The sequence below is a fragment of the Pseudoclavibacter sp. JSM 162008 genome (genome assembly GCF_041366455.1).
Classification (GTDB): domain Bacteria; phylum Actinomycetota; class Actinomycetes; order Actinomycetales; family Microbacteriaceae; genus Pseudoclavibacter.
Window position 1 is genome coordinate 18,203 of sequence record NZ_JBEWYX010000015.1, and the last position, 25,197, is coordinate 43,399.

Below are 25,197 nucleotides of genomic sequence, written 5' to 3' on the forward strand. Positions count from 1 at the left end.
TCCATGCCGCCGATTCGGGCCTGGTGCAGGACGCAGAACCGTAGGATTTTGTCTGTGCCTGGCGTTCAGGCGAGAACTTTCGACGTTGAGGGGTCCCATTCGATGATGGAAAAGTCCGAGCAGACGCAGCACGAGTGGCTGGAGAAAGTCGGCATCGCCGAGCGGATGATCCCGCTCATCGGGAACCTGTACCGCACGCGGAACGTCGTGACCTCCATCTACGGTCACCGCCTCATCAACCTCTCCGCGATCGACATCATCAAGGCGCACCGCTTCGCCCGCCGCATCAACGACGTCGAGCTGTCGCTGGACGCGACGCTGCCGATCCTCGAGCGGCTGCAGGAGTTCGACCTCGGCACCGCCTCCATCGACCTCGGCGAGCTGGCGACGCGCTTCGCGGCACAGGGCCAGGACCTCGACACGTTCCTCGCCAACCAGCTCCTCGAAGTCATCGGCACCGGCTCTCCGGACTCGGGCGCCGACGTCGTGCTCTACGGCTTCGGTCGCATCGGCCGCCTGCTGGCGCGCATCATCATCTCGCACGCCGGCACGGGACGGGGGCTGCGCCTGCGCGCCATCGTCGTCCGCAAGGGGAGCGACAACGACCTCGAGAAGCGTGCGAGCCTGCTGCGCCGCGACTCGGTGCACGGCGCGTTCGCCGGCTCCATCTCGGTCGACCAGACCGCTTCGACGATCCAGGCCAACGGCACGGTCATCCAGGTCATCTACTCGAACGACCCCGCGACCGTCGACTACGAGTCGTACGGCATCCGCGACGCGATCGTGGTCGACAACACGGGCCGGTGGCGCGACGCCGACGGTCTCGCGCAGCACCTGCAGAGCCCCGGAGTACGTCGAGTGCTGCTCACGGCGCCCGGCAAGGGGCAGCTGAAGAACATCGTCTACGGCATCAACAACGCCGGCATCACCGACGACGACCGCATCCTGTCGGCCGCGTCGTGCACGACCAACGCCATTACGCCGGTGCTCAAGGTGATCGACGAGCGCTACGGGGTCGTGCACGGTCACGTCGAGACGGTGCACTCGTTCACCAACGACCAGAACCTCATCGACAACTTCCACAAGGGCGACCGTCGTGGTCGGGCCGCCGGACTCAACATGGTGATCACCGAGACCGGTGCGGCGAAGGCCGTCGCGAAGGCGCTGCCGCACTTCGAGGGCAAGCTCACGGGCAACGCCATCCGCGTTCCCACGCCCGACGTCTCGATGGCCGTGCTCAACCTCACGCTCGAGCGCCCGACGACCCGCGGCGAGGTCAACGACTTCCTGCGCCAGGTGTCGCTTAGCTCGGTGCTCCGCCAGCAGATCGACTACATCGAGTCGAGCGAGGTCGTCTCCACCGACTTCGTCGGCACGACGCGCGCCGGCATCGTGGATGGCCTCGCGACGATCGCCGAGGGCAAGAACCTCGTGCTCTACGTCTGGTACGACAACGAGTTCGGCTACTCGACCCAGGTGGTGCGCATCATCGAGCAGCTCGGTGGCGTCCAGCCGCCCATCGTGCCGCACCGCAGGGAAGTCTCACAGCTCTAGGCCCGGCGCCGCCGCGCCGTCGCGTGGTGCGCCAGATACCCCGAAGGGTCGCCATCCTGTGCGGATGACGACCCCTCGGGGTATCTCGTCGCTGGACTACTTGAGTTCGGCGCCGAGGATCTCGGTGTAGGAGGCGCGCTCCTTGCCAAGCCGCGAGTTGCGGCGGCTGTAGAGGAAGTAGATGGCGAGGCCGATGGCCAGCCAGATCGCGAAGCGGAGCCAGGTGAGCGTCGACAGGTTGAGCATGAGCCAGAAGCAGAGCACGGCCGACAGGATCGGCAGGAACGGCGACCACGGCATGCGGTAGGCCAGCTCGCGGTTCGGGTACTTCTTGCGGAGCACGAGGATGGACAGGCTCACCAGCACGAACGCGGAGAGCGTGCCGATGTTGATCATCTCCTCAAGCCAGTCGACGTTCGTGAGGCCGGCGAGAAGCGCGACGGCGATGCCGACGCCGATCTGCAGACGGATGGGGGTCTTGCGCTTCTCGCTCGTGATGCTCCACGAACGCGGCAGCAGGCCGTCGCGGCTCATGGAGAACAGCACGCGGGCGAGGCCCATGAGCAGCACGAGGATCACGGTCGTGAAGCCGAGCAGGATGCTGATGGAGATGATCTGCGCCGCCCAGTCGGCGCCGACGAGGACAAACGCGGTCGCCAGCGACGGGGTCTCGGCGGCGGCGAGGTCCTTGTAGGAGACCATGCCGGTGATGACGAGGCTCACCGAGAGGTAGAGCACCGTCACGATGCCGAGGCCGAGGAAGATGCCGCGGGGCAGGTTCTTCTTCGGGTTCTTGACTTCCTCCGCGCTCGTCGCGACGACGTCGAAGCCGATGAACGCGAAGAAGACGATGGATGCGCCGGCGAGGAGCCCGAAGACGCCGTACATGCTCGGCTCAGCGCCGGACATGAACGAGAAGAGCGACTGGTGCCAGGCATCCGTGCCCGACTCGGCCGCAGGCTGCGACGGCGGGATGAACGGCGTGTAGTTGCTGGCCTTCACGAAGAACGCGCCGACGACGATGACGAACAGCACGGTCAGGACCTTGAGGATCGTCAGGACCGCGCTGACGCGTGATGAGAGCTTCGTGCCGAGCACGAGCAGCGTCGTGAGGACGGCCACGATGAAGAAGGCGGCCCAGTTCAGCTCGAACAGGCCGAAGATGCTGAGCTTGGGCGGGATGTCCCAGCCCCAGATGTTGACGACCTCCTGCAGGTAGACGCCCCAGTAGCTCGCGATGACGGCGGAGGCTGACAGCATCTCGAGGATGAGGTCCCAGCCGATGATCCAGGCCAGGAGCTCGCCGAGCGTCGCGTAGGTGAAGGTGTAGGCGGAACCGGCCACGGGCACGGACGAGGCGAACTCCGCGTAGGCCATGATCGCGAGGCCGCAGGTCACGGCGGCGAGCAGGAATCCGAGGGTGATGGACGGGCCGGCGTTGTTGGCGGCCGCCTTCGCTCCGACGGAGAAGATGCCGGCGCCGACGGCGACGGCGACGCCCATGATGGCGAGGTCCCACACGCCGAGGGACCGCTTGAGCGATCGCTCCTCGGAGTGCGAGTCCGCGAGTGAGGCCTCGATGCTCTTCGTTCGCATCAGGCTTTGGAAAAAGCTCAAGGTGTTCCCCCAGTGTGTTCTCTCCGCGCGCGGGCACCCGCGCGCGTGTGGAGTTTACCTGCCGGAAACACGATGGCGATTGCCGGGGGAGGAGTTGCGTCGATCCCCACGTGGTGGTGCCCCCGCTCATTGGCAGGGAGCGCCGGGTCTGCATGCCCTAGGGTTGCCCGGCAGGACCAGCCAGTTCCGAATGTCGCGAAGGAGGAAGCGTGCCTGACCTCGCAGATGCGCCGGATGCGCTGCTCGTCGCCCGCGCTAGAGACGGTGACGAGCGTGCGTTCGAGGTGCTCATCCGCCGGCATTGGGGACTCATGATCGCGACCGCCATCAGGCTGCTGTCGTCGCGCGCTGACGCCGAGGACGCGGTGCAGGACGCCTGCATCGTCGCCTGGAAGAGCCTCGACCTCCTCCGCGACCCGGATGCCGTGCGCGCGTGGCTCGTGCAGATCGCGGCACGCAAGGCGACCGATCGCCTCAGGAGGCCGAAGTTCGAGCAGGACATCGACGACGTGGACGCCCCGGAGGCCCCGGAGCTCGGTCCGCTCGCGCAGCTCGAGCTGAACGCGAAGCTCGATTCGGCGTCCCGGGTGCTCGCGGGCCTCCCCGAGCTGCAGCGCCAATGCTGGATCCTCAAGGAGACCGCCGGGTTCACCTACGCGGAGATCGCCGAACAGCTCGACACGAACACATCGACGGTGCGTGGGGCCCTCTCTCGGGCCCGGATCGCGCTGCTGCGGGGCATGGAGGAATGGGCATGAGCGAAGAAGTCGAGCCGACCATCGGCGCCGCGGGGTACACCCTGACGCAGCTCTCGGAGTACCTGGACGCCGGTCGTCTGCCGTACAACGCCGACATCGAGGGAGACCCTGAGTGCGAGCGGGCGCTCGCGGCACTCGAGCGCGTGACGAGGGCGTCCCATGACCTCATCGAGGCGGAGTCCGCGGCCACGCCCGCACCGAGCAGCGCCTGGCTGCAGTCCATGCTGCGCGGCATCGCGATGGATGCACGCGCGGGCCGCGAGATCCCGCTCGCCTCGCCGGAACCCGAGTTCGAGTTCTCGCAGAGCGAGGGTGTCATCCGCGAGCTCATCCGCCGGACTGGCGACGCCATCGACGGCGTGCTGATCGGACGGTGCGTGCTGGACGGCGACGTGACCACGCCGGGAGCGCCGGTGCACGTCACCGTCTCGGTGACGGTGCTCGGGCTGCGCCCGCTGCATCCGCTCGCCGACGAGGTGCGGGATGCGATCGCGGAGGCGCTTGCACTCGACACGACGCTGCGGGTCACGGGCATCGATATCGTCATCGCAGATGTGAGGAGCGTCGAATGATCGACCGTGAGCGCGTGGCCGAGGTGGTCGAGGGTGCGGCCCTCGGAACCCCTGGCGTTGTGGAGCTGCTGCCCATCATCGGCATCCACCTGGGATCACTGCACGTGGATGTCGGCACTGCAGACGGTGTCGTCTCGATCATGGTGCGTGTGCGCGTCGACTCGTCGGGCCCGCAGGGGCGCATCGTGGAAGGGCTCGCGACGCGGATCAAGGCGGCTGCTCTGACGGTGCTCCCGGTCGGATCGACCGTGCGGGTGCGTGTGCGGGTGCACGCCATCGCGGGTCGAAGCTGAGCCACAGCTGCGGCATAGCAATGCCATAGCCCCGGGTTGGATGCTCAGTGGTGTCGAAAGGAACCACACATGTCCACCCCCTTCACCCCGGAGAACTCCCCGCAGGACGGCGCAACGTCGTACCCCGAGTCCTTCCCCCAGCAGCCCTTCGCCCCTCAGGCGCCAGCCGGCCAGCAGGCGCACTCGTTCTCTCCCCAGTACTCGTCGGGGTCCGGCCAGTATCAGCCGGGCCAGTACGTTCCGGGTGGGTCTGTTGCGGGTGGCTACGCCTCGTCTGACTCGCGGAGCCACCAGTACCCGACTGCAGACTTCGCGTCGAGCGGCTTCGGCCCTGCAGCCAGCCCTGCAGTGGGCCCTGACCTCCAGCCGCGAAAGCGCCGTTTCGGCACGGTCGCGCTCCTCACCGCGGGTCTCCTCGTCGGCGGCGTCGTCGGCGGTGGCGTCGGAGGTGCGGTCGTCGGGGGCTTCGGCTCGTCGCAGGTCGCCGCGGGCCAGTCGAGCTCGCAGTCGATCACGGTCAACAACCCGCAGGATGCAACGCTCGTCACGAGCATCGCGGCTGTGGCCTCGCCGAGCGTCGTCACGATCTCGGCCTCCTCCGGCCAGACGGCCGCGAGCGGCTCGGGCGTCGTCATCGACGGTGCCGGCTACATCGTGACCAACAACCACGTCGCGACGATCGACGGCGCCACCGGCAACGCTGAGCTCTCCGTCCAGACCAGCGACGGTCGCCTGCTGCCTGCGACCTTCGTCGCCGGAGACCCCGTGCTCGACCTCGCGATCATCAAGGTCGAGGACACGTCCCTGACGCCGATCACCTTCGGCGACTCCGACAAGCTCAATGTCGGGGACGTCGCTGTCGCCATCGGCGCGCCCCTCGGACTCTCCGACTCCGTGACCGAGGGCGTCGTGAGCGCGCTCGACCGCGGCATCCTGGTCAGCTCCTCCGCGGTGCCCGAGGAAGTCGAGTCCGACGGCACACAGGAGGACAGCCCGTACAACTTCTGGCGCGGCGACCCCAACTCACCAGAGGGGCAGAGCACGACGCAAGGCTCGTCCTCGGTCGCCCTGCCCGTGATCCAGACCGACGCCGCCATCAACCCGGGCAACTCGGGTGGCGCACTCGTCGACCAGGACGGTGCCCTCATCGGCATCAACGTCGCGATCGCCGGCGCGAGCAGCGGCGGCGAGACTGCCGGGAACATCGGGGTCGGCTTCTCGCTGCCGTCGAACCTCGTCAAGCGGGTGACCGAGCAGCTCATCGCCGACGGTGCGGTGTCGCACGGGTTCCTTGGTGCCAGCGTGAGCGACCCGACGGCGGCCGACTCGAGCGTGGCGGGCGCCTACGTCGCCCAGCTCACAGCGGGAGGACCTGCGGCGCAGGCCGGCATCCAGGCCGGTGACGTCATCACCTCCTTCGGTGGCCATCGAGTCTCGAACTCGACGGACCTGACGGCGCAGATCCGCGCCCTCGAGCCCGGCACGCAGGTCGAGGCCGTGCTCGTGCGCGGTGGCCAGGAGCAGACCGTCCAGGTGACGGTGGGGGAGCTCGGGCAGTAGGACTCAGCTCCAGGACCAGACTCGCGGCAGATCCTCTCGACGACGGCGGGCACGCACCTATCCTTGGTGCGTGCCCGCTCCTGTGCTTACCGTCGCCGCCATCTGCTTCGAAGACTCCGAGGGGCGGGTGCTCACGGTTCGCAAGCGAGGGACGACGAAGTTCATGCTTCCCGGCGGCAAGCTCGAGCCGGGGGAGTCGCCCAAGGCCGCCGCGATCCGGGAGATCGAGGAGGAGGTCGGCATCGTGCTCGACGATGCCGAGGTCGCCTTCCTCGGCGAGTGGACGACCGCGGCTGCCAACGAGGCGGCGACCGACCTGGTCGGCACCGTCTACCTCGCTGCGCTCACCGGTGAGCCGAACGCGCGGGCCGAGATCGAGGAGCTGCGCTGGGTGGATGCGTACCCGGGGCCGGATGCTGACCTGCGGGACCTTGCGCCCCTGCTGAGTGAGTGCGTCATGCCCGAGCTTCGGAGGCGCCGGGACGCGCGGGGCTGAGGCCTCAGCCCGAAGCTCTCGAACATTCTCCGATATATCGCTTGACACCGATCATTCACCGATATATCGTCGAGCTATCGGAGTTGCAGCGTGCAGCTCCGGCAGAAAGGTTCATCCAATGCGCAAGCACTTCACTCACAATCACCACCTGTTCGAAACCGAACGGGGACACTCCCACGAGGGTGGTCGCGGTCACGGTTACGGCCAGGAGCACCAGCAGGACGAGCGCGTCCGACGGTTCTCGCACGGCTTCGGTCCCGGACGAGGCTTCGGCCCCGGGTTCGGGCCGGGCGCGGGTCACGGCCCCGGCTTCGGGCCCAAGTTCGGTCCACGCGGCCACCGCCGCGCTGGCAAGGGCGACGTCCGCGCCGCCATCCTCTCCCTCCTCGCCGAGGGGCCCTCGAACGGCTACGGCCTGATCAAGGGCATCGCCGAGAAGACCGACGGCGTCTGGCGCCCGAGCCCCGGCTCTGTCTACCCGACGCTGCAGCAGCTGGTCGACGAGGAGCTCATCGAGCAGGGCGGCACCGAGAAGAAGCCGGTCTTCGAGCTCAGCGAAGCTGGCCGCACGTACGTGTCCGAGCACGCCGAGGAGCTCGAGCAGGGCTGGCGCGGCGTCGCCGGTATGTCGGAGACGGCGACCGGCCTGCGAGAGTCCGCGATGCAGTTCATGGGCGTCATGCAGCAGTTCCGCCTCGGCGCGACCGAGGAGCAGCAGCAGGAAGCCACCAAGGTGCTCGACGACGCTCGCAAGGCCCTCTACTCGATCCTCGCCAAGTAGGCGGGGTGCGGGTCACGACCGCGGGGGTGACACTCCCGCGGGGCCAGAGCACGAGGCTCAGGAGCGTTCGCGCTGCTTCGCGTCGCGACGCTCCTGGATCTTCGCCTCACCAGCGAGCTTCCGCAGCTCCTTCTCGAGGTCGTCGAAGCGCTCACCGCGCTCCGGGTCGTCCTCCGGCGAGGTCGGCAGCTGCATCCGCGGACTGCCCTTCGACCACGGGTCGAGCAGTTCATGCTCGATGTGCGCGGAGATCTCGGCCCACGCGTCGGCTCGCGCCTGCTCGATGAGGCCGTCCACGTACGCCTCGTCCTCGCGTTCCGACTCGATCCGCTCGCTCACCGCCTGAGACGCCCGCTCACGGAAGCTCAGCGTCTCGATGTCGGCGTGGCGGTAGTCGTGCGCGCTCAGCGAGCGACCAGGCCTCGCGCGGTCTCGCACACCGGCCACGCGCTCCGCCGAGTACCGGAGCTCCTTGAGAACCCGGTCGAGGGACGCGTTCGCGGCCTCGCGATAGTCGGCTGCGGCGAACGGCACCTTCTCGCCGACCGTGCGCTTGATGATGGCGTTCTTCACGTCGAGCCTGACGATGCGCAGCGCGAGCAGCAGCCCGTCGTCGATCGCCTCGGAGAGCTCCGGGAAGATGACGGGCGGCAGCCCGGCCTTCTTCTTCGGCTTCGTCTGCTGACTTGTCGAGGAGGTTCGAGACTTCCGGCGCCAGCGGAACATCATCCCTGGCCCTTGGGGGCCTGCGACTCCTGCTGAGCCTGTGCCTCCTGGTGCGGAAGGCCAGCGGTGCCCAGCTTCGTCGCGCCACGCGAGCGAGCACGCTGCTCCTCCAGCGCTGCGAGGAACTCCGCCTCCCAAGCGGGGTCGACCTCGATGCCCTGGCGCTTCGCCTCCTCGACGCTCAGCTCGCGGGGGAATCCGTGGGTGTCGGAGAGCAGGAACACATCAGCACCGGTGAGGGTCGAGCCCTTGTAGGCGGCGAGCGCCTTGAGGCCACCCTTGAGGGTGCGGCGGAACGAGCGCTCCTCCTTGACGAGCACCGCGACGACCTGGTCGCGGCGCTCGCGCACCTCCGGGTAGTCGTCGACATAGAGGTCGGCGATCGTCGGTACGAGCTCGGCGAAGAAGTTCTCCGAGATGCCCAGGATGAGCGCCTCGCGGATCGCGCGGCGCACGAGGCGCCGCATGACGTAGCCCTGCTCCTTGTTCGAGGGCACGACACCGTCGACGGCGAGGAAGGTGGCGCCGCGGAGATGGTCGGCGATGATGCGCATCGACAGCGTGTGCGCTTCGTAGCTCCCGCCGCTCAGCTGCTCGATCTGCTCGACGATGGGGTGCAGGAGCGAGATGCGGAACACGTCCGGGGAGTGGATGGCCGCCGCCGCGATGCGCTCGAGGCCGCCGCCGAAGTCGACGTTGCGTCGCTCCAGCTCGACGAACGATCCGTCCTCCTGTCGCCGGTACTGCATGAAGACCTGGTTGCCGATCTCCATGAACTGGCCGCTGTCGCTCGCGGGGTGCGCCGCACCGTAGGACGGGTCGTGGTGCTCGGGTCCGAAGTCGTAGAACACCTCGCTGTCTGGTCCGCAGGGGTCTCCGATGGGCGTCGCCTGCAGCGATCCGCCGCGCGACCACCAGTTCTCGCTGCCGTCGTAGAAGAAGATGCGCTCGCCGGGCTGCACGCCGCGTGCGTCGCCGTCGGCCTGGCTGCCCATCTCGACGATGCCAGCTTCGATGCCGCGCTCCGCGAAGGCCTTCTGCCAGATGCTGGCCGCCTCGTCGTCGCGCGGGATGCCGGCAGCCTCGTCGCCGATGAAGGCCGTCACGTACAGGCGGTTCGGGTCGAGGCCCACCGTGTCGACGAGGAACGAGAGGAAAGCAGGGATCTGCTCTGCCTTGAAGTAATCGCCGAGACTCCAGTTGCCGAGCATCTCGAAGAAGGTCGTGTGGCGGTTGTCGCCCACGTCGTCGATGTCCTGCGCGCGGACGCAGGGCTGGCTGTCCGTGAGGCGTGTGCCGTCCGGGTGGTCCTCGCCGAGGAGGTAGGGGAGGAGGGCCTGCATGCCGCTTCCCGTGAAGAGCGTCGAGCCGTCTCCGCGGGGGATGAGCGGGGCTCGGTCGATCCTGACGTGCCCGAGTCGCTCCTGGTAGTCGAGGTAGGCATTGCGAATCTCGTGCGCGTCCATGTGCAGAGTGTTTCACACCTGCGCATGCCGTATCGTGACCTCGCCGAACGTGGGGGCGTTCAGGCACTCGGAGACGAGTGCTCGAGTGAGGTTCAGGGGAGTCGTCTGTGCAGGAGATCGCGCAATTGTGGACCGATGCGACGGGGCTTTCGACGGCGCACATCGCCGACGGATGCGTCCGAGCCGGGGTTGAGGTGCGTTGCGGCCCGGCGGGGCTGACGGCCGTTTCCGGTCGGGCGACGAGAGTGGCTGGTCGGTGCCTGCCCGTGCGTCATTTCGGCAGCGTCGACGTGTTCCTCGAGGTCATCGAGCGGGCGCATCCCGGGGACGTGCTCATCGTCGACAACCAGGGACGCTCTGACGAGAGCTGCGTGGGCGATCTTGTCGTCCTCGAGGCCAAGGCGGCTGGTCTCGCCGGCATCGCCATCTGGGGGCTCCACCGGGACACCCGCGACATCCGCGGCATCCGTCTCCCGGTCTTCAGTCTCGGCGCGCTGCCTGCTGGGCCCCGACGGCTGGACGAGCGGCGACGCAACACGTTCGCGTCGGCCGAGTTCGGAGAGCACACCATCCGCACGCGCGACACCGTCTTCGGCGACGAGGACGGTCTGCTCTTCGTGCCGGAGGATCGTGCCAACGAGGTGCTCATGCACGCCCTGCAGATCCGCGACGTCGAGCGCGCGCAGGCATCGCGCATCCGCCTCGGCACGAGCCTCCGGGACCAGGTGCGCTTCTCCGCCTACGTGCAGGCCCGCCGCGCCGAGCCCGCGCTCACGCTGCGCGAGCACCTGAGCCGGGTCGGGGGCGCGGTCGAGGTGTGACGCGGCCGCGCCTCAGCTGACCGTCTCGCTCAGGCGAAACGTCGCGGAGGTCGATGCCTCGCTGAGGTGCCAGAGGCGCGCCGCTCGCTCCCGGTCGCGCTGCGTCGCCGGCTTGTCGAGCTTCACGGGGGTGCCGCGCAGGGTGCGTGCCGGGCCGAGGTAGTCGCCGCCGGCGACGGCGTCGCTCGTGAGCGCGTGCACGGCAATGGCCGCCGCACGGTGCTTGCCATGGGCGAACGGGCCGGCGAGGCGGGATGCGAAGCGCTGCCACGCGGTTGGCTCGCTGACGCCTGTGCGTGGCGGCGTCGCGCCGTTGACGGGGATGCCCGGGTCGACGACGAGCGCTTCCGCGGGTGCCCCGGCGGCCTGCAGCCGTCGGTCGAGTTCGAACGTGAACATCTCGAGGGCGTGCTTCGACGCGGCGTAGGCGCGCTTCGGCTCGTACAGGTGGGTGCTCTGCCAGTCTTCGAGGTCGAAGGGGTAGATGCGCGTCGCGAGGCTGCCGACCGCGACGACGCGGCTCTTCGCCGGCGTCTCCCCGTCGAGGGCGGGCTTCGTGGCCACGAGCGCGTCCATGAGCTGCGCGGTCAGTTCGAAGTGCCCGAGGTGGTTCGTCGACATCGTGAGCTCACGACCCTCGGAGTCCTGCTCGCGGTGCGCGCCGGGGGAGACGTGCGCGGCGTTCAGCAGCACGCCGTCGAGGCGCTCGCGGGCGCTCAGGGACGCGGCCGCGCTGGCGATGGACTCGCTGGAGGTCAGGTCGAGGAGGATGCGGCTCGTGCTCGCATCCGGCACCTGCTCGGTGATGGAGATGAGGGCTCTGTTCAGCTTCTCGACACTGCGCCCCAGCAGGACGACGTGGTGGCCGCGGCGGGCGAGCTCTTCCGCGGCGAAGTAGCCCACGCCCTGCGTGGCACCGGTGATGGCGAAGGTCTTCATCGTCACACTCCTTCAAGCCTCGAACGTTTCGAGACTCAGAGTACAACGCTTCGATTGCTGAAATATTTCCGTGGCGTAAGGTACTGAATATGGATTCGCTGGAACGGGCGATGCGTGCCGTCTACGAAACCGCGCAGAGCACCAATGTGGCTGCTGAGCGGGAGCTCGAAGCGCTCGGATTGACCTTCGCGACCGCGCAGGCGCTCTGGGCGATCGACCCCGACCGTGAGCCGCCCGCCATGAAAGAGCTCGCGACGAAGCTGCACTGCAACGCGTCGAACCTGACCTTCGTCTCGGATCGGCTCGTCGACCGCGGCCTGGTCGAGCGGCGTGAGAGCGAGCACGACCGGCGCTCACGGGTGGTCACGCTGACGGCCGAGGGCAAGCGCGTTCGCAAGCTCGCGATCGCGGCCCTCAAGCGCGCCTCGCCACTCGCTGGCTGCTCGAGCACCGAACTGAAGGCGATCGCGAAGAGCTTGAGTGCGCACGGCCTCTGACACCGGGGCTCGAGCAGCGGAGGGTGCGGCCCCATCTGAGCGGTGGACGGCGGCGTCCGTCGACGACCTCGTCTGCATCGAGCTCCCGCGCAGTTCGCGACTGCTGGCCCTGACCATGGGGGCCGCGAACGTCATCATGCAGCTCTCCAACCCTGCCGTGGGGCAGGGCGTCGCGCACAGCCGGGTGCGCAGCGGTCGGCTCGACGTGCATCCGATCAAGCGCACCAGGACAACGCTGAGCTACCTCGCGGTGGCCGTGCTCGGCACGCCGGATGAACGCCGCGCGTACCGCAGGGCGGTCACGCGCCAGCACGCGCAGGTCCGCTCCGACCGCGACCCTCGCGCGACCGAGGAGTACTCGGCGCTCTGGGTCGACCTGCAGAAGTGGGTGGCCGCGTGCCTGTTCGTCGGCTCGCGCGACGTGCTCGACCTCGTCGAGGGGCCGCAGCCGACCGCGACCGCGGAGCGCTTCCTCCTCGAGGGGCGGGTGTTCGGCACGACCCTGCAGATGCCGCCGAGTGCCTGGCCCGGCAACCTGGTCGCGTTCGACGCGTACTGGAACGCGGAGGTCGCGAAGCTCCGCGTCGACGACGAGGTGCGCACCTACCTGCTCGACGTCGCACGGCTCGGGTTCGCGGCTGGGGTGCTGCCCGAGCGGATGCGGGCCTGGCATCAGCGGCTCACCATCGGCTTCCTGCCGCCCGAGTTCCGCCGCGCGCTGCGGGTGCGGTGGACTGCCGCGGACGAGGCGTGGTTCGTGCGCCAGCGGGCGCGGCTCGTGCGCATCGAGCGAGCGCTGCCGCTCGCCGCGTCCAGCCTCGTCTACCGGCTCCTCCTCGCTGACGTGCGCCGGCGCATCCGACGCGGCCGGCCGCTCGTCTGACCAGTCTCGGAACCGTCAGGCGTCGCCTCGGCCCAGGGCGTGCACAGTCTCCCGACGCGCGAACGTAACCTGGCGTCCACACGCCCGTAGCAGGGCCCCTTCAGGCTCACAGCATGACCACCCGAGTAGACCCGTTCATCGGCACAGAGCCCACCGCGCTGCCGCCGCAGACGGGCCTCGCCGCGACCTGGTGGTGGCCAAAGCCGCAGATCGGCAACACGCATCCCGGTGCCACCTATCCGCTCGGCATGGTGTCGGCCTGCGCCTACTCGGGCGCGTACCCGACGGGCTACGGCCGCTACGACCTGAGCCTCGAGGGCGTGCCGGAGACGATCTACGACCGGTCGCTCGCCTCTGGCTTCACCCACTTCCAGCAGTCGGGCACGGGCGCGATCCGCAAGTACTACAACTACTTCCGCGTGACGCCGATGACCGAGCCGCTCGACGTGCTCGGCCGCACCTGGTCGCTCGACGACGAGGACGCCTCGCCCGGCTACTACGCGGCGACGCTCGGCAACGGGATCCGCGCCGAGATCACCGTCGGCCCCAAGAGCGCGGTGCACCGGTACACGTTCCCCAAGCACGCGAGCGCGCGAGTCGTGATCGACTTCTCCCTGGGCGGCCTCGCCATTCCCTACGGAGCCACGGTGCCGCTGCGGGCCCACCTCGAGACGGTCAGGCCGGGCGTCGCGACGGGCGAGATCGTGGCCGAAGGCGCTCCGCTGGCCGTGCACATCGAGTGCGACACGCCTCAGTGGCGGCAGCTGCTCTGGCACGACCGTCGCCTCATGCCGGGCGGCACTCGCCTCGACTTCGACCACATCCGCCCCACCACGCTGCGCCCCTTCGGCCTCATGTGGGCGGGTCCCAGCGAGGAAGGACAGGTCATCGAGGTGCGCATCGGCTTCTCGCTCCGCGGCGTCGAGCAGGCCGAGCAGAACCTCAGAGACGACTGCGGCGACGGGGAGGCCAGGTTCGCCGACCGCCTCGCCGCGACCGAGCGCGACTGGCAGAGCCTGCTCGACGAGATCGACGTCGACACTGGCTCCACCGAGCGCGAGACGGTCTTCTCGACCGCCCTCTACCACTCGTTCGTGAAACCATCGTTCGCGCTCAACGAGAGCCCCTTCTGGCCGAGCGACGGGCCCTTCGTCTTCGACCTCTCGACGATGTGGGACATCTACCGCACCCAGCTGCCCCTGCTCACCGCGCTGCGCCCCGACAAGGCCGTCGAACTCGCTAACGCGCTCCTCACCATCTGCGAGGAGGAAGGCAACTTCCCCATCGGCTACCGCATGGCCAAGGGCAGCGACCGCTTCTCAAGGCAGGGCAGCGCGCTCGCGCACACCTTCCTCGCCGACCTCTGCCAGCTCGGACTGCCCGGCATAGACTGGGACTGGGCGCTCGTGCACATGGCCGACGACCTGCGGCGCACCTACGGCGAGGAGTTCCTGCTGCGCGGCGTCGCCCACCCCATCACCCACACGCTCGACCTCGCGTTCGGCTACTGGTGCACGGCCCGCGTCGCCGCCCGCGTCGGCGACCTGCAGCTCGTGCAGCAGCTCGAGAAGCGCGCAGGGCAGTGGAAGGGGGCGTTCGACCCCGAGACGGGCCTGCTCGTCGACTCGAACTTCTACGAGGGCTCCAAGCACAACTACTCGTTCCGCATCCTCCACGACATGGCGGGGCGGATGCAGCTGAGCGGCGGGCCGGAGGGCTTCGTGGCCCAGCTCGACGAGTTCTTCGGCTACGGCGCGCCGCCCGTGAAGCAGCCGGGCCGCTCGCCTGGCATCGAGGAGCTCGCCGCCGGCTACGCACTCGGCCGCTTCGAGGGCCTCAACAACGAGCCGGACATGGAGGCCCCCTGGGCCTACCACTACGCGGGGCGACCGGACCGCACCGCCGAGATCGTGCACGCCGTCATCACCCAGCAGTATGCGACGGGACGGGGCGGCCTGCCCGGCAACGACGACTCCGGCGGCCTCAGCTCCTGGTACGTCTGGGCCTCGCTCGGGCTGTTCCCCGTCGCAGGCCAGGCGAGCTTCCTCGTCAACGCCCCAGCCTTCGCGGAGTCCTCGCTCGCGGTCTACGGCGAGCGCTTCCGCATCACCACAACAGGCTTCCGCGAGCCCACCCACGGCGGACCAGTGCAGTACGTGCAGAGCGCCCACCTCGACGGGCGCCCACTCGCTCGCAGCTGGCTCTCGCCGAGCGAGCTCATGGCCGCGCAGGAGCTCCACCTCGAGCTCGGACCCGAGCCGAGCGACTGGGGAACCCGTGAGCAGGACCTCCCCACCTCGTTCCCAGCCCCAGCATCCGCCCCCATCACCTCACCCCCACCACCACCCACCGCCGACGGCCTGCCGTCGACACCAACCCCGGGAGGGCCCTCATGAACAAGATCCAGAACCGCCTCGTGATCGTCGTCCGCGCCGATCCGGTCATCTGCGGGCACTCCGTGGAAGCCCGCAACCTCGCGGAAGCCGCACGCCTGCGCGGCTTCGACGAAGTCCGCATCGTCACCTGGCCCATCGAGCGCCTCCAGGCGGCAGGGCTGCCGCTCAAGCCGCTCGAGACCGTCATGCCATACAGCGACGGCATCTTCGTCGACCGACCAGCACCCGTCGGCGACTACAAGGTGCCCGACGGTCGCTACCTCGCCGGCCTCATCGGGCGCCTAGTCGAGCTCTTCACCGACGGAGTCCCGACCGTGTGCATGTCGCTGTACCTCAGCCCGCACACGCTCGCCGTGGCCGAGGCGCTCACCGTCGCACGCTCGACGGGCCTCCCCGTCAACGTGACGACGATCGCCGAGGCGGTCGGATCCGACGTCACCAACGTCGTCAAGCACGCCGTCGAGGAAGGCCGCCTCGGGGCCGCCGCCCACATCCTCTCCGCCTACCTGTCGCAGGACGTCTGCGTCGCCGTCTCCGAGTACACGCGCGACCTCATCGTGGGGGAGGCGGCGAAGGTGGACGCGCAGCACGGCACCCGCTACGCGCCCCAGTGCGAAGACCGCATCGAGATCTCCTACCCGGCCATCGACTCGAGCGCCTACGTCGGCCTCGCGGACACCGACATCACCGCCGCCGTCGAGGCGCGCGGGCTGAAGCGCGACGGCTACGTCATGTTCCTGTCGCGCCTCACCGAGGCGAAGGGCGTCGAGGACCTCATCGCGGGCTTCGAGCAGTCCCGCGTCGCCGACGACCCCGACATCCAGCTCGTCATCGCCGGGCGCGGGCCGCAAGCCGAGGAGCTCAAGGCCATCGGGGCCGCGTCGCCGCTCGCCCACCGCATCCACTTCCTCGAAGACGTCGGCGACGCGGAGAAGCCCTTCCTCATGGCGGGCTGCGCCGCGTTCGTGCTGCCGACGAAGCCGCGCCCGGAGTTCATCGAGACCTTCGGGATCGCGCTCGCGGAGAAGATGCTCGCAGGTGGAGGCCCCGTCATCACGACCGTCACGGGAGGGGTGGGGGAGGCTGTCGGCGACCACGCCCTCATCGTGCCCGTCAACAGTCCGTCGTCGATCGCCGAGGCGCTGAACACGGCCGTGCTCGAGACGAGCGCCGCCGAACGCCGACTGCTCGCCGTCCAGGCGAGGGACTACGCACTGCAGTTCGACCGGCTGGCCGTCTTCGACAAGCTCTTCGATCGGCTGCCCCGGGCGGCGCTCGCGGCCTGAGGCGACAGGGCCGGGGCGCGCTCGTCCGCTTGTCCGCCGACGTGAGCTGTCCAACTTCAGTGCGATTTCGGTCATCCCGGCGCTCTTGGGGGCGATCGGAGCGGATATCGCACTGAAGTTGGACAGGCTCGTGGGTGCCTGCCTTGTGCTGGGGCGCGGCGCGGCGGGATGTGCGCGTCGCGCTACGCGGCGAGGAGCGCGTCGAGCTTCTCGTAGCCGTCCCGCACGCCGTGCTCCATGCCGCTCGCGACCAGGCCGTCGCGCATCTGGAAGGACTCGAGCAGGCTCGTGCTCGTGACCCTCGTGCGGCCGCCCTCGAGTGCCTCGAAGGTGATGGTCTCGAGCAGGACGCCGTCCGGGATCATCTCGAAGGTCTGCGTCTGCACGATGCGCTCGTTCTCGCGGACCTCGTGGAACGAGCCGAAGAACCTCGCGATCTCCTCGCCGCCCTGCAGGTTCACCCAGCGGTAGGCGCCTCCCGTGACGGCGTTCCAGTGGTCGATGTTGGTGGAGACGTCGTGCGGCCCCACCCATTTGGTGAAGAGGTCGGGGTCGATGAACGCGAAGAAGACGCGCTCGGGTGTGGCGTCGAACTCGCGGACGACGGTGATGTTCGGGAGGTCCTCGCCGACGGTGACGACGGTGTCCTTGGCTGAGGTGGTGCTCATGATGGTGTTCCTTTCTCGGGTGCTGCTGCTGTGGGTGGGGTCTGGTCGGTCTGGGACCCGAGGAGCGCGTCGAGTCGGCGGAATCTGGCCTCGGCGGTCGCCTGGTAGCGCTCTATCCATGTGGTCATCAGGCTGAGGACCTCGGCTTCGAGGTGGCGGGGAGCGCGGACCGCGTCGCTCGTGCGGGAGACCAGTCCGGAATCCTCGAGAACGCGGAGATGCTTCGAGATGGCCTGCACGGAGACGTCGTAGGGGGCGGCGAGCTCGCCGACCGTCGCGTCGCCATCGGCGAGCCTGGCGATGAGGTCTCGTCGAGTCGGGTCGGCGAGTGCGGCGAAGACGGGGGAGAGCGCGTCGTGGTCCATGGCTCCTCGGGGTGTTTTGTCAACCAGATGGTTGATGGCCCAAGTCTGCGACCGAGTTGAACGCATGTCAACCACTGAGTTGATGAATCTCAGAGAGGTCACTGGATCAGGTGCGGACGGCGGCGCGGGCGGCCTCGAGTGCATCCGTCGCCGCGCGAGTGTCGACGCGCGCGATGGTCAGCGCCCCGACGACCGCTGACGTCACCAGGGCGCCGGTCTCGCGGGGGTGGCCGAGTGCGGCGGTGCCGCGGAGGATCGCCCGCTCGAGTGTCGCGCGATAGTCGGTGATGGTGTCGCGAACCGCTGGGTCACGTGCAAGTGAGCTCGCGGCGGTGGCGAGGAGGAGGCAGCCGCGCACGTCGTCTCGTCGACCCTGTGCGGCGACGGCTGCCGAGAGTCTCGCAAGGTAGTCATCGAGGGCGGACGCGGAGACGGGCTCGGCGAGCAGCGGTGCGAGCAAGGGATGCACGACGTCGTCGAGGTAGCTCTGCACGGCGGCGTCGAAGAGTCCTCGCTTGCTGCCGAAGGTGTTGTAGATGCTCGACCGACTCAAGCCCGTCGCGGCCTCGATGTCGCTCGTGGATGCAGAGTCGTAGCCTTGGCGCCAGAAGAGCGTGCGCGCCCCTCGAACCGCGTCATCCTGCTCGAAGTTCTTCGTGCGTGCCATCTGGCCCCCGATACTGTAACGTTCGTTTCAGAATACACCGATCTAGGAGCATCTCGTGCTTGTCGCCGCCCTCGTCCTCGCCGCTCTCGCGGCCCTCGTGCACGTCTACATCTTCATCCTCGAATCCCTCCGATGGACGGCCGAATCGACTCGGAGAACGTTCGGCATCCCGTCGCTCGAGGTCGCCGAGACCACGAAGTCGCTGGCCTTCAACCAGGGCTTCTACAACCTGTTCCTCGCGATCATGGCCGGCCTGGGGGTCGTGCTCACGGTCGCAGGTCACCCAGCGATCGGGCCAACGCTGATCTTCGCCGGCGCAGGGTCCATGCTGCTCGCCGCCCTGGTGCTCGTCACGAGCGACCGCACGAAGCTGCGCGCGGGCAGCATCCAGGGGAGCTTCCCCCTCCTCGCCGTGGTGCTCCTCGGCATCGCCGCAGCGACCGGCGCGCTCGCGGCCTGAGCAGGGCTTCCCCGAGAGCCGAGCAGGTACGCTCGACCCATGCAGGAAGCGTCCCTCGAGCGGCAAGCATCGAACGAAGAGCAGCAGGCGACGATCGCCGTCATCACGGTCTCCGATCGCTCGGCTCGGGGCGAGCGCGAGGACCTCTCCGGTCCTGCGGCGGTCGACGCACTCGCGAGGCACGGCTACACCTCCGTCGCACTCTCGGTCGTCCCGGACGGTGCGACCGTCGTGCGCGATGCCATCGCGCACGCAGCGGATGCTGGCGCGCAGCTCATCGTCACGCTCGGGGGCACCGGGCTCTCGCCGCGCGACGAGACGCCGGAGGCCACCTGGCCGCTGATCACACGTGAGCTTCCCGGCATCGCTGAAGCGCTCAGGGCCACAGCCCGCGACCGGGTGCCGACCGCGGTCCTCTCGCGGGGCCTCGCCGGCATCATCGACCGGCCTGGCCGCGGAGCGCCGAGCCTCGTCGTGAACCTCGCGGGCTCACCTGGCGCGGCCCGCGACGGCGTGGCGCTGCTGGCGCCCCTCATCCCGCACATCCTCGACCAGCTGCGTGGCGGAGACCACCCTTCGTGACCGGCACCCCCCTCGCCCGCGTGACCACCGACGAGCTCCTGCTCGCCGAGCATCTCGCCGCCGTCGACGACCCCCGAGCGGGCGCCGTCGTGACCTTCGTCGGGCAGATCCGAGACCACGACCCGGAGGCCGCCGGCCGCGTCGTCTCGCTCGACTACACCGCGCACCCAGACGCCGAGCGCGTGCTCGAGGGGCTCGTCACGGCCCATGCTCAAGACGGCGTCCGAATCGCCGTGAGTCACCGGATCGGGCACCTGAAGGTCGGCGACATCGCACTCATCGCCTGCGTCTCGAGCGCCCACCGCGGCGAGGCCTACGACGTGAGCCGCGCCCTCGTCGAAGACGTGAAGTCCGAGGTGCCGATCTGGAAGCACCAGCACGAGGCTGACGGCGCCGCATCCTGGGTCGGCCTGCCATGAGCGCAGTGCCCGTCACGATCTCGCGCAGGCCACGGCTCGTGGAGCCGCAGCTCGCAGCTGCGCCCGGGGCCCCGCTTGTCGACACGCACGGGCGCGTGCACCGCGACCTCCGCATCTCGCTGACCGACAAGTGCTCCCTGCGCTGCACGTACTGCATGCCGGCGGAAGGCAACGAGTTCCTCGAGAAGGACAGCATCCTCACGACCGACCAGATCGTGCGCATCGCGCAGCTCGCCGCCGCATCCGGAATCACGACGTTTCGACTGACCGGCGGGGAGCCGCTCCTTCGCCGCGACGCCGCCGACATCGTGCGGCGCATCTCCGCGATCGAGGGGCCGAACGGACGCGTGCAAGTGGCGATGACCACCAACGGCATCCTCCTGCCGCGGATGCTGCCGCAGCTCATCGACGCGGGTCTCGACCGTCTCAACGTGTCCATCGACACCCTGCGACGCGACCGCTTCACGTCCCTCACCCGGCGCGACAAGCTCGACGAGGTGCTCGCCGGCATCCGCGCCGCGCAGGCGTCGTCGCTGCGCCCGCTCAAGCTCAACGCCGTCGCCATGCGCGGCGTGAACGATGACGAGATCGTGGAGCTCGTGGAGTTCGCCATGGAGCACGACGCGCAGATGCGCTTCATCGAGCAGATGCCGCTCGACGCCGGCCACACCTGGGATCGCATGCAGATGGTGACCCGGGAGGAGATCCTCGAGGCCCTCGGCGCGAGATTCGAGCTCACCCCGGTCCCCGGACGCGGCGGTGCGCCGGCCGAACGGTGGACCATCGACGGCGGGCCGCACACGGTCGGTGTCATCGCCTCCGTCACCGCGCCGTTCTGCGGGAACTGCGACCGCCTGCGGCTCACGGCTGACGGGCAGCTCCGCAACTGCCTGTTCTCGACGAGCGAGTACGACCTCATGCCGATCCTCCGCGCGGACCCGAGCTTCGCGCTCGACGCCGACGATGCCGCGCGAGCACGCCACGCGGCTGGGAACTGGACCGACTCGGAACTGGCGGTCGACGCGATGCTGCGTTCGTGCATCCACAACAAGCTGCCCGGGCACGCCATCAACGACCCCAGCTTCCTGCAGCCTGCCCGCGGCATGAACGCGATCGGCGGCTAGCGGGCGACGCGCAGTCGGCCGTTCGCGCCGCGCCTGGCGGTCGGCAGCGATCAGCCGCCAGCGAAGGGCGGGAGCACGTCGACGGATGCTCCGGGCGCGATGGTCGCGCCGGCGTCGGAGGTTCGCACCCCGTCCACGAGGAAGGAGCAGCGCGCGAGGACTTCGGCGATGTGAGCGTCAGCCGACGGGTTGAGCGCCGTCAACAGCGCGCCGATCGAGTCGATCTCGACCGCGAACTCGCTGCCGCCCACGGCCTCGGCGGCGCCGGCGAAGACGCGCACTCGCGACGCCGCGCTCATGCCTGATGCTCCCAGGCGAGAGCCCGTTCGGTGACGAGCTCGGCGAGGCGCGCGAACACCTCGGGGGAGTCTGCGGCAGAGCTCTGCCGCCCTAGCGCGAGCCCGAGCGCGAACGTCGTGAGTGGCGCCGCGGGCCGAGCGACGTTGTGGGCGACGTCCCTGGCGACATCGAGCACGACGGCGACGCCGATGTCGTCGTCGAGCTCGAGCACGCGTTTGGCTTCGGCAAGCCACGCGTCGAGCGCCTCAGGGGGCAGATGCTTGGGTTTCTCGGTCATCGCTGACGGTTCCTTCCTCGTTGTCGGCTGGTCTGTCGGCAGGCCTTGGGATGCGGAGGCGGCGGCCAGCGCGCGTGCCGCCTCCAGCTGCTCGGGGGTATCGATGTCTGCGGCGGCGCCGGTCTCGTCGAGCACTCGCGCGAGCTCGAGGTGCTCGAGGACCCGGCGGAGAGGGAGACCGTGCGCGCCCGATCCCGGAGAGTTCGCGAGCGCCTGCTTCACCGCCTCGGCGCGGTAGAGCCCAGCGAGCCACTGCACGCGCCCATCCGAGTCGACGATCACAGCGCCGTCCGGGCCGGAGGCGTTGTCCGCCTCGCACAGCTCGGCCGGCTGCGACTCGAGGCGCCCGACCAGCAGCGCGACGAGCTCGGCGGCGCGCGGGATGTCGCAGGCGAGCAGCAGGACACGCGGCGACTCGACGCTCGGGAGAGCCGCCGCCAGCCCAGCCGCCGGCCCGCCGAACGGGTGCTCCTCGCGCACGACCACGGCAGGTGAAGCCACGGCAACCGGACCGACGACGACGATCCGTCTCGCCCCGGCATCCCTCGCGGCGACAACGGCGATGTCGACGAGGCGACGACCGCCGATCTCGAGCTCGCCCTTGCTCACACCTCCCAGGCGCGAGCCGCGGCCACCGGCCAGGATGACGGCGTCGAACCCGACAGACGCCGTGGGCGCGCCGGGCGACTGCCCTACTGCTCGCGCTTCCACGGCCCGGACTTCCCGCCGGTCTTCGCGATGAGCTTGATGTCGCCGATCGTCACCGACTTGTCGATGCCCTTCACCATGTCGACCAGCGCGAGCGCCGCAACCGAGACGGCGGTGAAGGCCTCCATCTCGACGCCCGTGCGATCGGCCGTGCGCACGGTCGCCGTGATGAGCACGCCGTCGTCGCGCAGCTCGAGGTCGACCGCCGCGCCGTGGACGCCGATGATGTGGGCGAGCGGGAGGAGCTCGGCGCACTTCTTCGCACCCTGGATGCCGGCGATGCGCGCCACCGCGAACGCGTCACCCTTCGGCACGGCGTCGCTCGTGAGCGCCTCCAGCACCTGCTCGCCGCAGAAGACCATGCCGGACGCCGTCGCGGCGCGCACGGTCGGCTGCTTCTCGGTGACGTCGACCATGCGTGCGTGGCCGGCTGCGTCGAGGTGCGTGAAGTTCGTCATGCTCAGAGTCTTGCACCGACGTCCGACATCAGCCGAACGACGTGCACCAGATCACCCTCCTGCACCCGCTCGACGCTCGCATCGACGATGGCGTAGCCGTTCGCATCGGCGAGGCTGCCCACGAGGTGTGAGCCGGACCCCCGGGCGGCTGCCGGGGAGACCAGGACTCCCGCATCGGTAAGGCGAATGCGTGCGGGCAGGTACTGGCGGCGCCCCGGCGGGGTGCGCCATCCGGTCTCGGCTCGCGCGCTCAGCCGCGGATCCTCGACGAGGGATGCGCCTTGCAGCGCGCGCAGACACGGCCGCACGAACACGAGAAATGAGACCCAGGCGCTCACGGGGTTGCCGGGGAGGCCGAACACGAGGGGGCCGGGCTCGCCCGCTCCGACCCAGGGGTCACCGAGGCGGCCGAAGCCCTGCGGCTTGCCCGGCTGCATGGCGACCTTCTCGAAGCTCACCTGGCCGCCGGGAGAGAGGAGCTCCTTGACGGGGTCGTAGGCGCCCATGCTCACACCACCCGTGAGCACGATGACGTCGCACCGGCCGGCGAGCCGCCGAAGCGCCGTGTCGAGGTCGGCGATGTCGTCGGAGACCCTGACGACCTCGACGAGCTCCGCCCCGTGCTCGATGGCGAGCGAGGAGATGAGCAGCGAGTTGGAATCAGGGATCTGGCCGCGGTCGAGCGGCTCGCCAGGGGCGACGAGCTCGCTGCCCGTGGCGATGACGGCGACTCGAGGGCGTCGAGCCACGGCGATGCTGCCGTAGCCGGCGGATGCCAGCGCGGAGAGCACCTCGGCTCCGGCGCGTGACCCGGCCGAGACGAGCGCATCACCCGGCTGGCGGTCCTCCCCAGCCGAGCGGATGTGCACGCCGGGGGCGGCGGGGGCGGTGACGCTCACTCGCCGCTCGCCTCCGTCCGTCGCCTCGACGGGTACGATCGCATCGGCGTCCGCCGGGACGGGTGCACCGGTCATGATGCGTGCGGCCTGCCCCGGCGAGAGGGCTGGGTCCGCCGACGCGCCGGCGGGCAGATCAGCGACGACCTCGAGGGTGACGGGGGTGTCCGCGCTCGCGGTGGCCACGTCGGCGGAGCGCACCGCGTAGCCGTCCATTGCGGAGTTCGTCCACGGCGGCAGCGCGTACCTCGAGGCGACGGTCTCGGCGATGACGCGCCCGTGGGCTGCCGCGAGCGCAACGGTCTCGCTCGACAGGGGCCGTGTCTCCGCGAGCACGCGAGCCAGCTGGGTCTCGACCTCGATCATGCGAGCGTCCCGGCCTGAGCTGCGTCGGCGTCCGGCAGTCCGGTTGGGGCCCGGAGCAGGCTGAGGGCCGACGGCTGGACGACGCGCACCTCGTAGCCGTGCGGGGCGAGCAGCAGCGCGGCACGTCGTGCCCGCGTCGCGGAGACGCAGTAGAGGTTGAGCGGTGTGGGGACCTCGGCCTCATCTTCACGCAGGAGGTGGCGCAGGCGAGCGGTCAGAGCCTCTGGCTCTCGCTCGAGGTGGATCAGCTCGCTGAGCGGGAGGGAATGGGCACCGGGGATCGCGTCGACCGCGTACTCGTCCGGCTCTCGCACGTCGACGAAGTGGCCGCGCGCGTCCCGGGTCGGGTCGAAATCGAGCGGGCTCGGCTGTCCTGGTGGGGACGCCGCCGGCTGATCCCGGGCAGCGGTCCGCGCCGAGGGCTGTGCGGGGAGCTGCTGGGGGACCGCGCGCAGCGGCAGCTCGGAGACGCGCATCGTGAGCGCCTCGACCACGACGAGCCTGCCGAGCAGCACCTCGCCGATGCCTGTAACGAGCTTGATCGCCTCGACCGCCATCATCGAGCCGACGATGCCGCAGAGAGCGCCGAGCACGCCGGCCTCGGCGCAGGACGGCACGGACCCGGCTGGCGGCGGCTCCGGGAAGACGTCCCGCAGCGTGACGCCGACGGCGGGGGCAGGCGGCGCCGACCAGAACACGCTGAGCTGCGCGTCGAAGCGAAGCACGGACCCCCAAACGAGGGGGAGGCCGAGATGCTCGCAGGCGTCGGCGACGGCGTAGCGGGTCCCGAAGTTGTCTGCCCCGTCGAGCACCAGGTCGTAGCCGCCGAGGATACGCGTCGCGTTGGACTCGTCGAGCCGCTCGTCATGTTCGATGACGGTGACGTCCGGCGCGAGCTCGCGGAGGCTGCGGGCAGCGCTCGCGGTCTTGCGAGCGCCGACGTCGCCGATGCCGTGGATGACCTGCCGGTGCAGGTTGCTCGGCTCGACCGCATCCGCGTCGATGATGCCGATCGTGCCGACCCCGGCGGCCGCCAGGTACTGCAGGGCGGGGGCTCCGAGGCCGCCGGCGCCGAGCACGGCGACCCTGCTCGCCGCGAGGCGACGCTGGCCGATCTCGCCGAGCTCCGGCAGGCGGCGCTGGCGTGCCGTGCGGGCGAGCTCGTCACCACCGAGTTCAGGGGAGGGGTCGACAAGCGGGGCGAGACGCATGGCGTCACCCTACCGCCGCATCCCGAGCCGCCCGGGACCGGCGTCGTTCCG

General features: G+C 69.6%; 28 protein-coding genes. 16 read left to right on the top strand and 12 right to left on the bottom strand.

Annotated features, from left to right (window positions below; genetic code table 11):
* Positions 1-102 precede the first annotated feature (102 nt).
* Positions 103-1,554 carry a glyceraldehyde-3-phosphate dehydrogenase gene (locus tag ABVF28_RS12680; protein ID WP_371030735.1) on the top strand — a complete coding sequence of 484 codons (1,452 nt, stop codon included), beginning with the start codon at positions 103-105 and terminating at the stop codon, positions 1,552-1,554.
* A 96-nt stretch (positions 1,555-1,650) separates the two neighbouring features.
* Here the strand turns inward: ABVF28_RS12680 and ABVF28_RS12685 are convergent, their stop codons facing one another.
* Complete coding sequence (locus ABVF28_RS12685) at positions 1,651-3,150, bottom strand: APC family permease (RefSeq protein ID WP_104312638.1); 1,500 nt, start codon at positions 3,148-3,150, stop codon at positions 1,651-1,653.
* 230 nt (positions 3,151-3,380) lie between these two features.
* On the opposite strand from ABVF28_RS12685, the gene ABVF28_RS12690 reads away from it, so the two are divergent.
* The 6 genes from ABVF28_RS12690 to ABVF28_RS12715 all read left to right on the top strand — a co-directional run bounded on the left by ABVF28_RS12690 (position 3,381) and on the right by ABVF28_RS12715 (position 7,631).
* On the top strand, positions 3,381-3,929 hold the full coding sequence (locus ABVF28_RS12690) for an RNA polymerase sigma factor (protein WP_371030736.1): 549 nt from the start codon (positions 3,381-3,383) through the stop codon (positions 3,927-3,929).
* On the top strand, positions 3,926-4,501 hold the full coding sequence (locus ABVF28_RS12695) for a hypothetical protein (protein WP_371030737.1): 576 nt from the start codon (positions 3,926-3,928) through the stop codon (positions 4,499-4,501). Before ABVF28_RS12690 ends, ABVF28_RS12695 begins: the two co-directional genes overlap by 4 nt.
* The gene (locus tag ABVF28_RS12700) at positions 4,498-4,794 is read left to right on the top strand and encodes a hypothetical protein (protein ID WP_371030738.1); all 297 of its coding nucleotides are present in this window, start codon (positions 4,498-4,500) and stop codon (positions 4,792-4,794) included. Before ABVF28_RS12695 ends, ABVF28_RS12700 begins: the two co-directional genes overlap by 4 nt.
* A 69-nt stretch (positions 4,795-4,863) precedes the next feature.
* Positions 4,864-6,354, top strand: coding sequence for a S1C family serine protease (locus tag ABVF28_RS12705; protein WP_371030739.1), 1,491 nt, complete (start codon positions 4,864-4,866; stop codon positions 6,352-6,354).
* Between the two features lie 70 nt (positions 6,355-6,424).
* On the top strand, positions 6,425-6,850 hold the full coding sequence (locus ABVF28_RS12710; protein WP_104312635.1) for an NUDIX domain-containing protein: 426 nt from the start codon (positions 6,425-6,427) through the stop codon (positions 6,848-6,850).
* Positions 6,851-6,968: 118 nt separating this feature from the next.
* On the top strand, positions 6,969-7,631 hold the full coding sequence (locus ABVF28_RS12715; protein ID WP_371030740.1) for a PadR family transcriptional regulator: 663 nt from the start codon (positions 6,969-6,971) through the stop codon (positions 7,629-7,631).
* Positions 7,632-7,688: 57 nt separating this feature from the next.
* Here the strand turns inward: ABVF28_RS12715 and ABVF28_RS12720 are convergent, their stop codons facing one another.
* Both ABVF28_RS12720 and ABVF28_RS12725 read right to left on the bottom strand, forming a co-directional pair.
* On the bottom strand, positions 7,689-8,360 hold the full coding sequence (locus tag ABVF28_RS12720) for a hypothetical protein (protein WP_371030741.1): 672 nt from the start codon (positions 8,358-8,360) through the stop codon (positions 7,689-7,691).
* On the bottom strand, positions 8,357-9,823 hold the full coding sequence (locus ABVF28_RS12725; RefSeq protein ID WP_371030742.1) for an alanine--tRNA ligase-related protein: 1,467 nt from the start codon (positions 9,821-9,823) through the stop codon (positions 8,357-8,359). Before ABVF28_RS12725 ends, ABVF28_RS12720 begins: the two co-directional genes overlap by 4 nt.
* A gap of 107 nt (positions 9,824-9,930) precedes the next feature.
* Here ABVF28_RS12725 and ABVF28_RS12730 point away from each other — a divergent pair, with 107 nt between their 5' ends.
* Complete coding sequence (locus ABVF28_RS12730; protein ID WP_371030743.1) at positions 9,931-10,644, top strand: RraA family protein; 714 nt, start codon at positions 9,931-9,933, stop codon at positions 10,642-10,644.
* 12 nt (positions 10,645-10,656) lie between these two features.
* Here ABVF28_RS12730 and ABVF28_RS12735 read toward each other — a convergent pair whose 3' ends face one another.
* Entirely contained in the window at positions 10,657-11,583 is a 927-nt protein-coding gene (locus ABVF28_RS12735; protein WP_371030744.1) for an SDR family NAD(P)-dependent oxidoreductase, read from the bottom strand.
* Positions 11,584-11,672: 89 nt separating this feature from the next.
* Between ABVF28_RS12735 and ABVF28_RS12740 the strand changes: the two genes are divergently transcribed.
* The 4 genes from ABVF28_RS12740 (at position 11,673) to ABVF28_RS12755 (ending at position 16,645) form a co-directional block, all read left to right on the top strand.
* Positions 11,673-12,080 carry a MarR family winged helix-turn-helix transcriptional regulator gene (locus ABVF28_RS12740; protein WP_104252558.1) on the top strand — a complete coding sequence of 136 codons (408 nt, stop codon included), beginning with the start codon at positions 11,673-11,675 and terminating at the stop codon, positions 12,078-12,080.
* Positions 12,064-12,963 carry an oxygenase MpaB family protein gene (locus ABVF28_RS12745; protein WP_371030745.1) on the top strand — a complete coding sequence of 300 codons (900 nt, stop codon included), beginning with the start codon at positions 12,064-12,066 and terminating at the stop codon, positions 12,961-12,963. The genes ABVF28_RS12740 and ABVF28_RS12745 overlap by 17 nt, the downstream gene beginning before the upstream one ends.
* Positions 12,964-13,076: 113 nt before the next feature.
* On the top strand, positions 13,077-15,359 hold the full coding sequence (locus tag ABVF28_RS12750; protein ID WP_371030746.1) for a glycoside hydrolase domain-containing protein: 2,283 nt from the start codon (positions 13,077-13,079) through the stop codon (positions 15,357-15,359).
* Positions 15,356-16,645 carry a glycosyltransferase gene (locus ABVF28_RS12755; RefSeq protein ID WP_371030747.1) on the top strand — a complete coding sequence of 430 codons (1,290 nt, stop codon included), beginning with the start codon at positions 15,356-15,358 and terminating at the stop codon, positions 16,643-16,645. The genes ABVF28_RS12750 and ABVF28_RS12755 overlap by 4 nt, the downstream gene beginning before the upstream one ends.
* 182 nt (positions 16,646-16,827) lie before the next feature.
* On the opposite strand, the gene ABVF28_RS12760 is transcribed toward ABVF28_RS12755, so the two are convergent.
* The 3 genes from ABVF28_RS12760 to ABVF28_RS12770 form a co-directional block, all read right to left on the bottom strand.
* Entirely contained in the window at positions 16,828-17,313 is a 486-nt protein-coding gene (locus ABVF28_RS12760; protein ID WP_371030748.1) for an SRPBCC family protein, read from the bottom strand.
* Positions 17,310-17,678, bottom strand: a complete 369-nt coding sequence (locus ABVF28_RS12765) for an ArsR/SmtB family transcription factor (protein WP_371030749.1) — start codon at positions 17,676-17,678, stop codon at positions 17,310-17,312. The genes ABVF28_RS12760 and ABVF28_RS12765 overlap by 4 nt, the downstream gene beginning before the upstream one ends.
* 106 nt (positions 17,679-17,784) lie before the next feature.
* Positions 17,785-18,345, bottom strand: coding sequence for a TetR/AcrR family transcriptional regulator (locus tag ABVF28_RS12770; protein WP_371030750.1), 561 nt, complete (start codon positions 18,343-18,345; stop codon positions 17,785-17,787).
* 55 nt (positions 18,346-18,400) lie between these two features.
* Between ABVF28_RS12770 and ABVF28_RS12775 the strand changes: the two genes are divergently transcribed.
* From ABVF28_RS12775 to moaA, 4 genes are read left to right on the top strand one after another with little or no spacing between them, the layout of a single operon-like run.
* The gene (locus ABVF28_RS12775) at positions 18,401-18,805 is read left to right on the top strand and encodes a DUF1304 domain-containing protein (protein ID WP_371030751.1); all 405 of its coding nucleotides are present in this window, start codon (positions 18,401-18,403) and stop codon (positions 18,803-18,805) included.
* A 39-nt stretch (positions 18,806-18,844) separates the two neighbouring features.
* The gene (locus ABVF28_RS12780; protein ID WP_211890708.1) at positions 18,845-19,387 is read left to right on the top strand and encodes a molybdenum cofactor biosynthesis protein B; all 543 of its coding nucleotides are present in this window, start codon (positions 18,845-18,847) and stop codon (positions 19,385-19,387) included.
* Positions 19,384-19,806: a molybdenum cofactor biosynthesis protein MoaE gene (locus ABVF28_RS12785; RefSeq protein ID WP_179557010.1), complete on the top strand. Its 423-nt coding sequence runs from the start codon at positions 19,384-19,386 to the stop codon at positions 19,804-19,806. The genes ABVF28_RS12780 and ABVF28_RS12785 overlap by 4 nt, the downstream gene beginning before the upstream one ends.
* Complete coding sequence (gene moaA, locus ABVF28_RS12790; RefSeq protein ID WP_371030752.1) at positions 19,803-20,930, top strand: GTP 3',8-cyclase MoaA; 1,128 nt, start codon at positions 19,803-19,805, stop codon at positions 20,928-20,930. Before ABVF28_RS12785 ends, moaA begins: the two co-directional genes overlap by 4 nt.
* A gap of 50 nt (positions 20,931-20,980) precedes the next feature.
* On the opposite strand, the gene ABVF28_RS12795 is transcribed toward moaA, so the two are convergent.
* Genes ABVF28_RS12795 through ABVF28_RS12815 form a run of 5 tightly spaced genes read right to left on the bottom strand, consistent with a single transcriptional unit; the run spans position 20,981 to position 25,146 of the window.
* The gene (locus ABVF28_RS12795; protein ID WP_371030753.1) at positions 20,981-21,229 is read right to left on the bottom strand and encodes a MoaD/ThiS family protein; all 249 of its coding nucleotides are present in this window, start codon (positions 21,227-21,229) and stop codon (positions 20,981-20,983) included.
* A complete protein-coding gene (locus ABVF28_RS12800) occupies positions 21,226-22,218 on the bottom strand; it encodes an NTP transferase domain-containing protein (RefSeq protein WP_371030754.1) in 993 nt (330 codons plus the stop codon). Before ABVF28_RS12800 ends, ABVF28_RS12795 begins: the two co-directional genes overlap by 4 nt.
* Positions 22,200-22,673, bottom strand: coding sequence for a cyclic pyranopterin monophosphate synthase MoaC (moaC, locus tag ABVF28_RS12805; protein ID WP_179557008.1), 474 nt, complete (start codon positions 22,671-22,673; stop codon positions 22,200-22,202). Before moaC ends, ABVF28_RS12800 begins: the two co-directional genes overlap by 19 nt.
* Positions 22,674-22,675: 2 nt before the next feature.
* Positions 22,676-23,935, bottom strand: coding sequence for a gephyrin-like molybdotransferase Glp (gene glp, locus ABVF28_RS12810; RefSeq protein WP_371030755.1), 1,260 nt, complete (start codon positions 23,933-23,935; stop codon positions 22,676-22,678).
* Positions 23,932-25,146 carry a ThiF family adenylyltransferase gene (locus tag ABVF28_RS12815; RefSeq protein WP_371030756.1) on the bottom strand — a complete coding sequence of 405 codons (1,215 nt, stop codon included), beginning with the start codon at positions 25,144-25,146 and terminating at the stop codon, positions 23,932-23,934. Before ABVF28_RS12815 ends, glp begins: the two co-directional genes overlap by 4 nt.
* Positions 25,147-25,197 lie beyond the last annotated feature (51 nt).